This window comes from Okeania sp. SIO2B3 (genome assembly GCF_010672525.1).
Classification (GTDB): domain Bacteria; phylum Cyanobacteriota; class Cyanobacteriia; order Cyanobacteriales; family Microcoleaceae; genus Okeania.
The window spans coordinates 73,644-90,298 of record NZ_JAAHGH010000001.1; the positions used below are offsets into that span (position 1 = coordinate 73,644).

Consider the following 16,655-nt stretch of genomic DNA (forward strand, 5'->3'; position numbering starts at 1 on the left):
GTCGATTCGATATGTCGAGGGGGCCTCGCCATCCCACCCTACGGGAAGCTGCGCTTTACATGTTGCGTAGCAAAACGACCGCTTATTTCTCCTTCTTCTTTCTTCCTTCTGCTATGACTAATACCAATTTGATAAATGTTTGTTACAAATATTTAGACTGCTTCTAGTAGTCAGTAGAAGCAGCTATTATTATTTTTTTTACCATTAAATCATCAATTGTAATACCTTGTACATTTAGATGAAAGATATTAGTTGACTAGATTATTCGTAACATTCTTTTTTCAAACTGATATAAGACGTTTGAGTTGAATACAACTTACTTAGAAAGGACGTACTAATAATGTAATTCCCTGACGACCGATAACTGCAACTTCTTGACCAGGTTCAAGAGTCATGCTGTAACCTCTAAAAAGCATAGCAGGCCAATATGTAGCTTTGAATTTAACTCTTCCAGGTTGATCAAAAGTAATCTTTTCATCGACCACACCAACTTGAGGTTTAGAAAACATTTTGGGAGTATTATTACTAAATTTCTGCATTACTATTCTTCCTTAAATTTGAGTCAGTATTAATTTTTAAAATGCCCCCATAGTTAGAAAATCTTGAAAAGCTTAAATACTTGATTTATTGCCCTTAAATAGCACTACATATTACTTATATAGTTTTCCGGAGGTTATTTAATTTCCAGTTCTAATAATTTTTGTAGATATATATATAGGGGAACAGGGAATAGAGGAATGTCCGCGTCATATTTGCGTAGTGCTATAAACAGACAACGCAAAATTTTTCCTTCTTCCTTCTTCCTTCTTCCTTCTTCACTCTTCCTTCACTTAAGAATGAGGTTCACCAAACAATACCAAGGAACAATTTAACTCTTTCAAAACCTCATTAGTCACATCACTAACAGCCAAACCACCAGCAGTACGGCGACGCATAGAACGCAAAATAACTAAATCAAAAGACCGAGCCATTCTAATAATTACCTGAGCAACATTATCATTAGCAATAACTTTAATTTTCAATTTAACCTCAGATTTATCAACAGAAACAATCTCTGAAAGTTGAGACTTAAATTCATCAATTTGTTCTGGAGAACTAACATTAGGACAGATATGTAATAAAGTCACATAAGCTTGATTAGTATCAGCAAAAAGTTGCGCAAAACGAACAGTTCGTAATGCTTGAGGAGTAATATTTTTTACTGGTACTAAAATTTTATGAATATCAATGGGGTCATCTAATAATCTTGTCACTGCTACCGGACAATGAGAAGACCAAAATACACTATCAATAATACTTCCAAATAAACGCGCCTGTAAACCACTTTGTTGACTCCAACCCATAATAATTAAACTGGCATTTTTTTCTCTAGCAGTGCAGCTTATTCCCTGAGAAATATCATTATAAATTCGTAGTTCTGGTTGAGCTTCAACATTAAATTTTTGAGTAATTGCTTGAGTTCGTTTTAGCTGTCGTTCGCTATGGCTAATTGCTGTACTTAAAACTGGTTCATCCAGATGAAAATTAGATTTTACAATTGATAAAGGAACAACTAATCCAGATTCATGTTTAGCTAACATTGCTCCCATTTCTAGCAAATAATTTTCCGTTACAGGATTATATATAGAAACTAAAACAGTAAACCTATGCTCATCACTTTCTACCTCTAATTCTTGTTCGTGTGTTTCCCACCAAATTCCTGATTTATTACCACTATTAAATAGATTCAAAGGTTGGGATAATAAGGGAGCAAATCTGGCTGTAGTTAAAGGTCCGAGTATAGAAGTTACTAACATTAAAACAATTACACCATTGAAAAATGGTTCTGTTAATATTCCTTCCTGAAGACCAACTAAAGCTTCGACTAAAGTAGCAGCAACATGAGGTAAAGTGAGAGACCACATTGTCAGGGTTTCTGGGAAATTATAATTGTATAATTGTTTCGCTAATAAAGCTGCGATAAATTTACTAATAATTACTCCAGCAATAATAGCTAAAGTCATTACAAATTCGGAAGTTATAGTTGAAACAAAAGCCGGAACATCCAAGATTAATCCCATATCTACAAAGAAAAAAGGAATAAACAATGTACTACCAATAAATTCCACTTTTTCCTTAACCGGACCATTTCCCACAACTTCATTCACAGCAATACCAGCCAGGAAAGCACCAACAATAATATCAACATGAATTATTTGTGCTTCTACACTAGCAATAAATACAACTAACATTATGAATAAAAATTGATTTCCCTCTTCATCCCCAGTTCGACGGAAATATTGTTCCCCTAACCATTTAAAACCAAACAAAACAACTACTGCATAAATAGCTAATTCTCCTAACTGAATAATCAGACTAAAAACAGAAAATTCTCCCGCATTAACCGACACACAAATTGCCAGAACTAATAAAGCAGCAATATCAGTAAATATTGTCGCCCCAATAGTAACAGTAACCGCTTCATTAGCAACTACACCCAATCGATTAACAATGGGATAACCTAAGAGAGTATGAGGTGCAAATAGAGAACCAATTAAAATTGAAGCATTCCAGCCAAAACCAAAAATTCTACCAACTATAATTCCAGCAATAATAGGGATAAAAAAAGTGATCAAGCCAAAACCAATAGAGCGATTTCTAGTCTTATTAAATTGTTCTAAATCAATTTCTAAAGCTATGACAAACATCAGATATATTTTGCCAATATCTGATAGTAACTTCATAGTTTCTGTCTCACTATTTAGAAGCTGTAAACCATGAGGACCTAGTACAACTCCTCCTACTAATAATCCTACTAAACCAGGCAGTCGAAGACGTTCAAAAATAGGCGGAATGGTTAAAATAACCAGTAGAAGAATAGTGAAGACAACAATTGGATTATTGGGTAGCAACTTAATTACCTCTGATTAAAATTTTCAATATATTAGCAAACCCTCTACATTTTGCACAAAAATTTAAGTTAGCTCCTTCAGCATTTAGACTATATATCCCAATTTTGAAAAGGGAACACTGGAGCGCCGAATCTGGAAACAGAGAATATAAAATTTTAATAGACATTTATAGAAAAGAGTGAATAGGGAACAGGGAACAGGGAACAGGGAAAAATAATTGATAATTTATAGATAAGAATTGATTGGATTTTTGATTTTCACCCTATAATTAAGCTTTAAAGCCTCTCCTTTAAAGAAGAAACAAGAAAAAATTCTCTTTAAGGGTCAATCCTCTTCTTTTCAGAGAGGTAATTGTTAATTATTAATGGTTGAAGAGAGGTCTATTAGTAATAAATACAATCTCTCTCTGATTTTGGCTGCTCGGAGACAGAAATATTCTGAGGTTATTTCTACTATTCCCTATTCCCTAAAATTATGATTTTGGCTGCTAAGAAACAGAAATATTCTGAGGTTATTTCTACTATTCCCTATTCCCTATTCCCTATTCTCTAAAATGATGATTTTGGCTGCTCGGAGACAGAAATATTCTGAGATGATTTCTACTATTCCCTATTCCCTACAATTATGATTTTGGCTGGTTGGAAACAGAAATATTCTGAGATGATTTCTACTATTCCCTATTCCCTATTCCCTATTCCCTAAAATTATGATTTTGACTGGTTGGAAACAGAAATATTCTGAGATTATTTCTACTATTCCCTATTCCCTAAAATAATGATTTTGACTGGTTGGAAACAGAAATAGATGGATAAGAATTGATTTTATTTTGAATTTCCACGCCTATGTCTAATGAATAATTACTTATAAAAGCTAATAGCTGATAGCTGACCGCTGAATGCTGTTTGCGCAGCAGTCCGCAGGAAATGCTTACTTATTCCCTAAAACTAAGAATAAGGCTCTCCAAATATAACAACTGAACAAGTAATTTCTGACAAAACTTTAGTAGTAACATCACTAACAGATAATCCGGCCGCAGTACGTCGTCGCATAGAACGTAATACTACTAATTGATATGATTTTGCTGCCTTACTAATTACAGGAGCAACATCATCATAACGAATAATTTTAATTCTCGATTTTACCTCGGTTTTTCCTTGAGAAATAAGCAGAGAAAGTTGGGAATGAAACCTCGCAATTTGTTCCTTAGAAGTCTGGCGATCGCATACATGAAGTAGAGTTACAGAAGCTTGATTAGCATCAGCAAAAAGTTGAGCAAAACGTACAGTTCTTAATGCTTGGGGAGTAATATTTTTAACAGGTACTAAAATTCGATGAATATTAATTGGCTTTTCCAACAAACGTACAACAGCTACCGGACAATGAGCAGACCAAAATACCCGGTCTATTATATTCCCAAATAAACGAGCTTTAATACCAGTAGTATCGTGCCAACCCATCACAATTAGACTAGAATTTTTTTCCCGTGCTGTACGACTAACACCTTTAGCAAAATCATCATAAATTCGGATTTCTGGAGTAGCATCAACTTCAAAACTTCGGCTAATTTCTAAAACAGAATCTAACCTTTCACTACTCTGTTGTAAAGCCAAATTCAACTGAGGAGAATCCATATTAACGTAACCTTTAACTATAGATAAAGGAATCATTAAACCACCCTCATGCTTTGCCAACATTACTGCCATTTCAATCAAATATTTTGTTTGTTCTGGAGAAAAATATACAGGCACTAATACAACAAACTTATGATTAACAATTCCATCAACCCTCTCCGTAAAACTATCTGGAACTTGCTGATGAGTTTCCCACCAAATCAAAGAATTATCCGACGAAAAATCCACCTCTGGCACAGAAATTTTACTCGCAAACCTAGCAGTCAAAATCGGACCCAAAATAGAAGTAAGCAGCATCAAAAAAATTACACTATTAAATATTACCTCCGGCAAAATTCCTACTTGCAAACCCACCAATGCAGCAGCCAAAGTAGCAGCCACCTGTGGCATAGATAAAGACCACATACTCATAGTTTCATACCAATTATATTTATAAATCTTTTTTGCCAAAAATGCCGCTAAAAATTTACTCCCAAGCAAACCCAAAATAATAGATAAAGTTAATTCAAAACTGGTCAAAAAAGTATTAACAAAAGCCGACATATCCAGCAATAATCCCATATCAATAAAAAAACAGGGAATAAATAAAACACTGCCAACAAACTCTATCTTTTCCTTAACCGGACTTTTACCCACCACATCATTAATTGCCAAACCTGCCAGAAAAGCACCAACAATTTGATCGACATTAATCAACGTTGCACCCAAAGCAGCAATAAAAACAACCAACAAAACAAACAAAAATTGATTACTTTCTTGATTAGTAGTTCGCCGGAAAAATTGTTTACCTAGCCATTGAAAACCCCAAAGAATTATTGCTGAATATATCGCCAAACTTCCCAATTGAATTCCTAAACTAATCGCCGAAAAATTACCAGCATTAATCGACACACAAATTGCCAGAACTAATAAAGCAGCAATATCAGTAAAAATAGTCGCCCCAATAGTAACAGTAATTGCTTGATTTCCCACAACACCCAACTGTTGAACAATGGGATAACCTAAGAGAGTATGAGAAGCAAGTAAAGAACCAGTTAAAATCGCACCATTCCAACCCAAGCCAAATATTTTGGCAATTAATGTACCAGTAATAAGTGGGAATAAAAATGTGGCAACGCCAAAACCAAGAGACCGGTCTTGATTTTTTTTAAACTCTATTAAATCAATTTCTAATCCCGCGACAAACATCAGATAAACCTTTCCAATATCTGATAATAATTTCATCGTTTCTGTTTCGGGGTCAAGCAAATTTAATCCATCTCCACCTAAAATAATTCCTGCCACTAATAAACCCACTAATCCAGGTAGTTTGAGACGTTCAAATAGAGGTGGCAGAGTGAGAATTACTAATAAAAGAATCGTAAATGTAACAATCGGATTTTGTGAAAGCAACTTTGTTATCCCCTAATAAAAAAATATCCTATTACCTCTACTTTATAGTAAAGAGTAACAATTAAAGAAGGAAGAAGAAAAAAGGAAGAAGGAAGAAGGGAGAAAGTAAGCATTCAACTATCAACTATTGCTTTTATCTAGAACTAAAAGCTTTACTAATTGTTGAAATCTCCTTTGTTTGTAGTAGGCCTTTAGCCCATTAAATATTGATTTTATTACTCAAGTCTTACTACTAGCTGGATACTGATAACTGATAACTGAAAAAAGGGGGTTGACAAAAAAACTTGACATGATATTATAAATATAATGGAAAAGGTGCGCTCATATATACTCAAATAAATTCGGCCAAATAAAGTCATATTTCTCTGCTAGGCAGTATGTGAGGAAGTCTGATAACTGATAATGTCATTGCGACCGGAACGGAGTGGAGGGAAGCAATCTAAATTATTTAAGAGATTCAAAAACTGATAACAGAAAAAATGCTAAGGACAGGAGCAAGATGCTCCCACTGCCATGCCTCTTCAACAATTAATAATTAATACTCCCTTCCCGCTAGAAGATTACCTAGCCAAATTTGGTTATAAACTATAATGCTGCAAGGATTTACTGATTAGAATTTTGCACCGGGAAGTGAGTAATTACCTCTTCTTTTCAAGGAGAGGATTGACTAATCATGAAAATTTGTTCTCTCTTGGTCGATTGGATATGGCTCCGAGACCTCGCCATCCCACCCTACGGGAAGCTACGCTAACGACAAAAACTGATAACAGAAAAAGAGGGTTGACAAAAAAACTTGACATGATATTATAAATATAATGGAAAGGGTGCGCTCATATATACTCAAATAAATTCGGCCAAAAAGGCTATATTTCCCTACTAGGCAGTATGCGAGGAATTCTGATAACTGATAACTGATAACTGAAATTATGCAGTCTGGAAAAATCCTGAGACAACGCTACAAAATTATTCAGTCCCTCGGAAGTGGAGGTTTTGGAGATACCTACCTAGCTCAAGATTTAGACTTACCAGGCAAACCCAAATGCGTAGTCAAACACCTATCACCTAAAAGCTCAGACCCAAAAGTTTTAGCTATTGCCCAAAGATTATTTGAGACAGAAGCAGAAACCTTATACAAACTAGGCAAAGACTCAGACCAAATACCAAAACTATTTGCCCACTTCCAAGAAAGAACAGAATTTTACCTAGTACAAGAATATATAGAAGGGCAAGATATAAGAAAAGAACTTACTCCAGGAAAAAAATTAAGCGAATCTTACACCATTGCCTTACTCAAAGGAATATTAGAAGCATTAGCAGTAGCTCATAAAAATAATATAATTCACCGAGACATCAAACCAGAAAACTTGATGCGTCGTAAGTCAGACAAAAAAATAGTATTAATAGACTTTGGAGCAGTCAAAGAAATAAACGTATTAACTACCAACCAACCAGGAACGACCACTTTAACTGTGGCAGTAGGAACACCAGGATATATGCCAAGCGAACAAAGTAACGGTAAACCGAAACTGAGTAGCGATATCTATGCAGTAGGAATGGTAGGAATAAAAGCACTGACAGGTAAAGAACCGAAAGATTTACCAACAGACCAAGATACAGGAAATATAATCTGGCGGAACGAGACAAAGGTAAGTAAACGTCTGGCAGATATATTAGATAAGATGGTGCGGGAGTATTTTCGAGAGCGTTATAAAAATGCGACGGAAGTATTAGAAGCATTGAATATTCAAGCTCCACCACAACCAACACCTGTTCCGACACCAGCACCTACACCAGCACCAACTATTCCAACTAGATCTAAAACAAAACCATTACCCACACCACAACCAAAACCTGTACCAGCAATTTCACCTGTATCTAAAACTCCACCCCAATTTGATAAAACCAGAAGACAAATATTGATATTAGGAGGTTTAGCAGGAGGTGGGTTTGTTGTAGCAATGTTAACGAAAGATTCATTTACCACCCCAGAAATTACTACTCCAAAAAAAACTTATAGTTGGATTTCACCAAACATAAATGATTTGGAAGAATCTGTGTTTTCCCAGATAAATCAATATCGAAAATCTCAAAATTTACCTGCTCTCCAGTGGAATAATACTATTGCTGAACAAGCAAGAATTCATGCTCAACAAATGGCCAGTGGAAAAACAACTTTTAGCAATGATGGACTTAAAGAAAGAGTAGAAGTAATCAGTCAAAAAATTCCTTACAAAAGTGTTGCTCAAAACATAGCAAATAATAGGTTTTATAGTAATCCTGGAGAACAAGCTGTAGAAGGTTGGATTAATAGTCCTGGTACTCATAAAAATATAGTAGGTGACTATAATTTAACAGGTATTGGTATTGCTCAAAATCCTGAGGGAACATATTATTTTAATCAGCTTTTTATTAAGACTAGGTAGAAAGTAGATGTGCCAGAATTTTTCATGGTAAAATATCCCACTTAAGCACAATGGCAAGCAGTTATGGGAAATAATCCTTCTTCTTTTAAAGGTGCAAACCGTCCTGTAGAAAAAGTAAGTTGGAACGACGCGACAGAATTTTGTCAGAAACTCTCATAAACCAATAACTCATTGTGTGAAGCACCAAAAAAAGTAGGCAGGAAATTCCCCTTGTATCCCCAAAAAAATAATGGTAGTATGTAATTATTGGGGTTTACTCATACCTACGCATGACTTTTTATTCAACACAAAAACAGCATTTAATAAACTAAGTATATATAGAGACTCAAAAGTGATCGCCAAAAATAACATCAGAAAAAAAATCATTCTGTGAAGCACTAAAAGAAAATATTCCTTTTATAGAGACTTTTATAAATAAACTCACAGCGCGATCGCTACCATCACAAACCAATAACTCATTGTGTGAAGCACCAAAAAAATAGGTAGGAAATTCCCCTTGCGTCGGTAAAAAAATCATAGTAGTATGTAATTATTGGGGGTCGCTCGTACCTGCGCATGACTTTTTATTCAACGCAAAAACAGCATTTTAGAAGTAAGTACTATATAGAGACTCAAAAGCGTACGCTAACAATAACATCAGAAAAAATCATTCTGTGAAGCTCAAAAAAACTCTGCAGGATATTCCCCTTGCATCGCCAAAAAAATCATAGTAGTATGTAATTATTGGGGGTTGCTCGTACCTGCGCATGACTTTTTATTCAACGCAAAAACAGCATTTTAGAAGTAAGTACTATATAGAGACTCAAAAGCGTACGCTAACAATAACATCAGAAAAAATCATTCTGTGAAGCACTAAGCAAAAGAAAAGATTTCCACCATAGAGACTTTAATCAATAAATTAACAGTGTGATCGTTCACAAATCAATTGCTCATTCTGTTAAGCACCAAAAAAAACTCAAAGATGCTCTCCTTGCATCGCCAAAAAAATCATGGTAGTATGTAATTATTGGGGGTTGCTCGTACCTACGCATGACTTTTTATTCAACGTAAAAACAGCATTTTAGAAGTAAGTACTATATAGAGACTCAAAAGCGTACGCCAACATTAGAAATAAAATCATTCTGTGAAGCACCAAAAATATTTCTCCCATAGAGACTTTAATAAATAAACTTATAGAGCGATCGCTCACAAACCAATTACTCATTCTGTGAAGCACCAAAAAAATAGGCAGGATATTCCCCTTGCATCGCCAAAAAAATCATAGTAGTATGTAATTATTGGGGGTTGCTCGTACCTACGCATGACTTTTTATTCAACAGCAAAACAGGATTTTATCAACTAAGCATATATATAGAGACTCAAAAGCGTACGCCAACAATTAAAGGAGAAAAAAAGCGGTCGAGGGATGGCGAGGTCTCAGAGCCATATCCAATCGACCAAGAGAAGAAAAAATTTTCCCTACCGCATCAATCCTCTTCTTTTCAAGGAGATGTATTTGTTAATTATTAATTATTAATTGTTCAAACTTCCTCAGCCGCTTGCAAAATCAAACGACGAGCTACAGTTTGAGTACCAGTATGTTCAAAATAATTAGTAGTCAAATCAAGAAAAGCCGCCAAATAATCCAACTTATCATCAGCAATTTCAACAAAACCTTGTAAATGATCGATAATCATTTGAGGGTCTAATCCTTGTGATGAAACTAAATTACTCATCCAACCCCTAACCGAATCAAAACTATTACCAATAAAATCAAGCTTACCCTGAGTACTATCACCAGGAATCAAATTATTTACCTTCTGAAACAAAGGATTTTGTTGCAGACCAGCAGAACTCATTCCCCCAATAATATCTCCCACGCGATCGACAAAATCAGGTCCCAAAGGAATTAACCCATCAAAACACACCAAAGCAACCATTCGCATCAAAGATGGGCCACTATATTCTTCTGCCAAAGCAGCCGAAAAATCTCCTAAACTTTCTCTGGTAGGCATTCCATTTAATTTGCAGAAAGCAACCAACTCACCCACCACCTTAATCGCTAAATCAACTGCCTGAGTTTTATCTGCTGATGGGGTTAATTTATTCAGGAAACTGAGGAAAGAGATTTTTTCACCAATTTTGTTGGCCATTGCTGCAGCACCCATAGCAGCATCAGCTTTATCCAGGGTTTGGTAAGCCCAGATAGCGCCCTGATAACCTTGAGATTCGTCATTATATATCCACAAAGCACGCTCACTGATTTTTTGAATCCTTTCTAAGTCTTCTTCGCCAGTTACTTTACGAACAGTATTTCTAAAACCTACTAAATTGTTCCATTCTCCAGGTACGATGAAATCTAAAGCGCGTAATGCTGAAACTGTAATCCCACCATTGGGTAGGTCATCTACTAATGTGATAATTGAATTGTTCATAGTTTATTTGTCTGTGTTAATTTTTTCTCCATTACAATTTATCTTCGTTCCGGAGACGATATTTCTATCCTATTTGCATGGAGCAAATTTTCCGATAAGTAGTTCAAGTACGATAACATCCTAACTTTTACTCTCTCTACAAGAGTTTGAAAATCAAAGAAAATATCATTCTGTGAAGCACTCGAAAAAATCGGCGGCGCAGGGAGATTTTCCCTTGCATCCTCAAAAAAATTGTGATACTGTGTATTTAATGGGGTCTGCTCGTACCTACGCATGACTTTTTATTCAACTAATAAAATTCTAATTTTATTTGACAAATACTCTCTAAAACCTACTACCTAAGCGCGTAATGCTAAAACTGTAATCCCACCAGTGAGTAAGTTATCTACTAATGTGATAATTGAATTGTTCATAATTTATTTGTCCGTATTAATTTTTTCTCCATTACAATTTATCTTGGTTCCGGAGACGATATTCCTATCCTATTTGTATTAAGCAAACTTTCCGATAAGTAGTTCAAATACAATAATTCTACTTTTACTATTCCTACAAGAGTTTATAAAGTCAAGGAAAATATCATTCTGTGAAGCACTCGAAAAAATCGGCGGCGCGGGGAGATTTTCCCTTGCATCCTCAAAAAAATTGTGATACTGTGTGTTTAATGTCTTCTGTTCGTACCTACGCATGACTTTTTATTCAACTAAAAAAGTATTTCACAACTATAAGAGGGAAAAGTTGGAAAAACATTTTCTAGTCTAAGATTCGTCATTCCCATAAGTCCTAACTAATTATTTCTTAGCTATAAAAATATTTAATTTCAGATTATAGCGATCGCCAAGCTTATAGAATTTTGAGGAAGCACTTTAGTAATATTTTTCCTTCAAGTTGATAAATATTCTCTAATGAGGGTTTGCGCTCAAAAGTCTTTTAGTAGGGGTAGGAAACAGGAGACAGGAGAAATAGGAATTTAAAGGAGGTAGGAGTAAGAATTGTTCCTTAATTTTTCTACCATAGTCAGCCCAAAATACTAGCTTTTTGAGTTTTTTGCACCGAAAATCTGGCACTTTTTTGAACCCCAAAAAGACTAATACCTTTATTTATCAATACTTTGAGAACTAATCAGCAAGCCCTAATTATATTTAATATCATGTCTCTTTAAATAACCACTTCGGAAAAATTTAGGGAGTAGGGAGTAGGGAGTAAGGAACAAAGGGAAATTTGAAGAATATTCTCTCTGATAGAGAAGAAAATCTTTATTATGGCGTTCTTAATAAGACTTGATATAAGCATTCAGCTTTTAGCTTTTTAATAAACAATGTAAATAGATTTATGAGGTCAAGGGAGTGTGATTTGAGAGTAACTTTTAATTCTTTCTCAATGTATCAATAACAATTCCTGCTTAACTCAGCAATGGATTAATAGCTGATAGCTAATAGCTGAATGCTGAATGCTTACAATTATATGCACCTAATTCTTTTAAATTAGTAGTAGTTGAATTTGACAAACCTGTTACTCCTGAAATATCGATATTTTCATAAGGTCTGTCGCCCTGAAAAGAATTAATTATTTTACCCGCATTAATATCCCAAACTTGAAATTTTTCTCTATCTCTACCTATAACTAAAAAATTGGAATCTGAACTAAAAGTAAGAGACCAAATAGAGGAAAATTTTTCTTGTAATATTTCGATTAATTGACTATTTTTGATATCCCAAATATTTACAATTCCATCGTAAGTACCATAAGCGATAAATTTACCATCATAACTACAAGCCATAGAAATAATTGGTTTACCAAATCTTCCTAAAGTCTCAATACATTCTCCAGTAACTACATCCCAAAGTTTAACTATTCCAGTAGTTTGCCCACTAACTAAAATTAAACCATTAAAATTAAATCTAATAATATAAGAAGCTTTTTCTTGTATAGTTCCCTTACATTCCCCAGTTACTATATCCCAAAATTTAATAATTGAATGACCGCCACAACTTGCAATTGTTTTTCCATCAGGACTAAAAGCAACAGAAAGTATCGGGCGAGAATGACCGTAGAAAGTTTTTAAACATTCTCCTGTTTGAGAACTCCAAATTTTTACAGTTCTGTCACTACTACCACTAACTATTTTCGTACTATCTGGGCTAAAAGCAATCGACCAAATACTATCATTATGTCCTTGCAATATTTTGTGAGATATTTGATGATTAGTAATTTCGTGAAGATTATTTTTAGTAAAGTTATCTATCTGCCAAACTCGGATAATATTATTTCTATTACCGACATTTGCACAAGCTATAAATTTTTCATCAGGACTAATAATTAATGAAGAAAGCCAATCTTTATGTTCAAAAAAAGTAGATAGACATTCATTAGTATTTATATCCCAAAATTTAATTGTATGTTGACTGCCACTCACAATTATTTGACTTTTATTAATAAATACAACCGAATGAACAAAATCTGCACGACCCTGTAAAGTTTTCAGACATTTACCTGTAGTTATATCCCAGATTTTTACTGTTCTATCAACGCTAGCTGTGGCTAAAATATTTTTACTACTAAAAGTTATAGCGTTAATTTCTGAAAGATGCCCTTCTAAACTTTGTAAAAATAAACCTGTCTGAATATTCCAGACTTTAACAATTTTTTCTCCACTACCAGTCGCCAAATTTTCACCATTAATACTAATATCAATCAAGGAAATATGATAACTCTGAGATTTGAATGTATTTAAACATTGACAATTATGTATATCCCAAATTTTTACAGTTTTATTTTCTAAACTAGAAGCTAAAACCAGATCGCTTTCGATAATCTTGACTGATAAAATTACACCACTATTCGTGTCAAAACTATTAATAATTGTTTTTGTATTTATATCCCACAGATAAACCACACCATTTTCACAACCAAAAGTTAAAAGACCTGTTTGAGGGGAAAGACTTAAGGCAGAAATACGACTCTCTGATTCAATCAATATATCTGAATTACCAGTTTCTAAACTCCAAGATATTATTTGTTTTTCTGAGTAACCAAATAACTGACTTCCATCGAAATTAAAAACAATATTTTTGACTATCTGATTGTTCGGTGAATTTAAAGTATAAATACATTTTCCTGTAGCAATATCCCAGATTTTTATATTTCTATCTCTACTAGAACTAGCTATTTTTTGATTATCGGGACTAAAAGTAATAGAATCAACTATAGTTGTATGTTCTTGATGTTTAAAAATTTGTCGATTTTCTTGCCATTTCCACAAACAAACCTCACCATTAATACTTCCTGTAACTAAAAATTCTCCACTCGGACTAAAAGCCAGACTAAAAATAATACCAAAGGTATCAGTGAAAGTTGTTTTAGCAAAATTACTATTCGTAAAATTAACATTGTTTAAAATTATCCCCTGCAAATTTCCTTGGCAAATACTTAAATCAGAAAAATCTTTGTCACTGATTTTTACAGATAAACTAAATAGTATATTCAGAATATTTCCCCCAACATATCCAGTAAAAGATGGAGACTTTTTGCGGAAGCGATCAAGCATTTTCATCAAATAACTCTCAATTTCCTCCTTACTACCTAAAGTCATTTCTAAACGTTCGATAATTGGTATAATAATTAGACGTTTTTGTATTTCTTGAATATAATCCGATGCCGTAGCTTTAAGCAAAGCATGACTTTGAAATAGTAAAATTTCACCACAGATAATTTCGTGAGACATTCTTTCAATTAAATTTATAGTTACATATTCCATAACTACTGGTTGTAGAGAAAATTTAGAGCTATTGTGAATATCATCTCTAGTTTTTTCAATTAAGGAACGACGATGTAATGAATCTAATATTTCTAGTAAACTAAATTGATTAATCGATCTTAATTCCAGAGTTGATTCATTACTATTCCCATGTTCAAACTTCGGTAACAACAAATCATCTTTTAATTCAGTTATAGCCACAGCATCTCTATTGATAGCCAACCAATATAATACAGATTTTTCTAATTGTGATAAATGCTGAAATTGCCGATTAATAAGATTACAAATATCACCAAATACCGTTGTACCTTGAGCCAGAAAATCATCAACATTACCATCGAATAAATCCAATATAGTAGTTGCGATAACTTTAAGATATAAAGGATTACCACCATAATTATTAATCAACTCTTGTAAATCTGAATCTCTAGTATCAACAATTCCTTTAGCTTTAAAAATTTCCTTTATTTCTGAAATACCCAAACCGCTAATTTGTAATGAACGAACAGGTAACTCTTTACCTTCAATAGCAGCAATTTCCTTTGGCTTCTCTCTAGAAGTAATTAGCAAACAACATTGATGATTTGTTTCCCCTACTTTTTGAAAAAAATCACCATAACCCTCATATCCTTCCAGATAATTACCAGCATAATTACCCTCCGAAAAAATAGCATCAACATTATCCAGAATTAATAAACAACGTCGATTTTTCAGATATCCAATTAACTTATTAATTATCAGAGTAATATTTTTCCCTAAATCTGTTTCCTCTCCATTAGATAAAACCTGTAAAAAATTAGTAATAATTTCTAAAAGTGGTGGTGCATTCCGTAAAGAAAACCAAATTGAACACTCAAAATATTGACTCAAATTTTGAGTAACTTTCGCGGATAAAGTAGTTTTCCCAATTCCACCAATTCCAATTAATGTAATCAAACGACAACCATCATCTACAACCCATTGTTTGAGCATATTTAACTCTTCAGAACGACCATAAAAAATCGAAACATCTGGAGCTTCATCACAAAAATAATTATTTCGTTTATTATCCCTTGGTATTTCAACCTTATTATTCACGACATCTAATTTTGTATAATCACTAGGATTTAACTCCAAACCAAAACCACGAAAAAAGCGATCCAAAGTACGTTTATCAACACCAACTTCTCGACGTAAAACCTTAGAAATAGTCGTCGGATCGAGTCTAGTTATTTCACTCAAGTTTTCAATAGTATAAGGTTTGACAGAATTTTCTTGACTTTCTTGAATTTGTTGAGCATTATTGAGTTTATCCCATCCCTCACTTGTTAGAATCACTCCTCGTTTACCTCTGCTTCGTCCAGTCATAGTATAATTACCTATTATCTCTTATTATTCCTAAGCATAATTATCATCAATCTGGAAGTTATGGATTTTTATGGAAGTTTTATATTTTTATTGAATTTCTTATTAACTAAAAAACGAGGTCTCAAGCCTTCCCTTTTAACAGAATGAAAAAAATATTCGATTCAGTATTTGAAGCCTCCGACTAATGCCAATTTGATAAGTGTTTACTACAAATAGTTAGGGTACTTATTAGAAATAAACTCACCCCTACTGCTCCCAACATAAGAAGTAAAAAGTCAGGAGTAATGAATCATAATGAATAGGTTTTATAGAGTTTTTTATATTTAAAATCATCTTTATTTGTCAAATACAAATTTCCTATAAAATATTTCAATAGTGCTATTTGTAACATTCTTTTTTCAACATGGTATAAGGTCAGAGATACTAATGACTGATAACTGATAACTGATAACTGATAACTGATAACTGATAACTGAAATAGCCATGCTTTTGTCACAAAAACCTTAGAATTGTTAGGAATCATAAAATTTAATGCTGAAATATGCAAATAATTTTTTATAAGTTCCCGAACTTCCCTGGTGTTAATAATTAACAGATGCAATTATACTTACAGATGGAATTACAAAGAGATGCAAATTTTCCAGTTAAAAGTTATTTTTGCAATGTACTTTATCTCTATTAACTGGTCTTGGTGAAATCAGGTATGAAATTTCTATCAGAATCAGATGAATAGTCAGGAAAAAACTGTTTTAACTACTGACAACTAAAAATATTTTCCAGTAAATGATTATTTTGCCAATCAA

General features: G+C 33.6%; 7 protein-coding genes and 1 pseudogene. 2 read left to right on the top strand and 6 right to left on the bottom strand.

Annotated features, from left to right (window positions below):
• Positions 1-320 precede the first annotated feature (320 nt).
• From F6K15_RS00270 to F6K15_RS00280, 3 genes are all read right to left on the bottom strand, one after another.
• Complete coding sequence (locus tag F6K15_RS00270; RefSeq protein WP_293055597.1) at positions 321-539, bottom strand: NfeD family protein; 219 nt, start codon at positions 537-539, stop codon at positions 321-323.
• Positions 540-830: 291 nt separating this feature from the next.
• Positions 831-2,891, bottom strand: a complete 2,061-nt coding sequence (locus F6K15_RS00275) for a cation:proton antiporter (RefSeq protein WP_293055600.1) — start codon at positions 2,889-2,891, stop codon at positions 831-833.
• Between the two features lie 944 nt (positions 2,892-3,835).
• Complete coding sequence (locus F6K15_RS00280; protein WP_293055603.1) at positions 3,836-5,914, bottom strand: cation:proton antiporter; 2,079 nt, start codon at positions 5,912-5,914, stop codon at positions 3,836-3,838.
• A 926-nt stretch (positions 5,915-6,840) separates the two neighbouring features.
• Between F6K15_RS00280 and F6K15_RS00285 the strand changes: the two genes are divergently transcribed.
• Both F6K15_RS00285 and F6K15_RS38960 read left to right on the top strand, forming a co-directional pair.
• Entirely contained in the window at positions 6,841-8,337 is a 1,497-nt protein-coding gene (locus F6K15_RS00285) for a CAP domain-containing protein (protein ID WP_293055606.1), read from the top strand.
• 60 nt (positions 8,338-8,397) lie between these two features.
• Positions 8,398-8,496 (top strand): annotated as a pseudogene (locus tag F6K15_RS38960) (SUMF1/EgtB/PvdO family nonheme iron enzyme); the annotation flags it as partial.
• A gap of 166 nt (positions 8,497-8,662) precedes the next feature.
• On the opposite strand, the gene F6K15_RS00295 reads toward F6K15_RS38960, so the two are convergent.
• The 3 genes from F6K15_RS00295 to F6K15_RS00305 form a co-directional block, all read right to left on the bottom strand.
• On the bottom strand, positions 8,663-8,854 hold the full coding sequence (locus F6K15_RS00295; RefSeq protein WP_293055609.1) for a hypothetical protein: 192 nt from the start codon (positions 8,852-8,854) through the stop codon (positions 8,663-8,665).
• A 1,003-nt stretch (positions 8,855-9,857) separates the two neighbouring features.
• Positions 9,858-10,751, bottom strand: a complete 894-nt coding sequence (locus F6K15_RS00300) for a hypothetical protein (RefSeq protein WP_293055612.1) — start codon at positions 10,749-10,751, stop codon at positions 9,858-9,860.
• 1,429 nt (positions 10,752-12,180) lie between these two features.
• Positions 12,181-15,852, bottom strand: a complete 3,672-nt coding sequence (locus F6K15_RS00305; RefSeq protein ID WP_293055614.1) for a WD40 repeat domain-containing protein — start codon at positions 15,850-15,852, stop codon at positions 12,181-12,183.
• Positions 15,853-16,655: the final 803 nt, after the last annotated feature.

Coding starts and splice junctions, on each gene's coding strand:
- F6K15_RS00285 (WP_293055606.1), top strand. CDS start 6,841: ATGCAGTCTGGAAAAATCCTGAGACAACGCTACAAAATTATTCAGTCC.
- F6K15_RS00305 (WP_293055614.1), bottom strand. CDS start 15,852: ATGACTGGACGAAGCAGAGGTAAACGAGGAGTGATTCTAACAAGTGAG.
- F6K15_RS00295 (WP_293055609.1), bottom strand. CDS start 8,854: ATGATTTTTTTACCGACGCAAGGGGAATTTCCTACCTATTTTTTTGGT.
- F6K15_RS00270 (WP_293055597.1), bottom strand. CDS start 539: ATGCAGAAATTTAGTAATAATACTCCCAAAATGTTTTCTAAACCTCAA.
- F6K15_RS00300 (WP_293055612.1), bottom strand. CDS start 10,751: ATGAACAATTCAATTATCACATTAGTAGATGACCTACCCAATGGTGGG.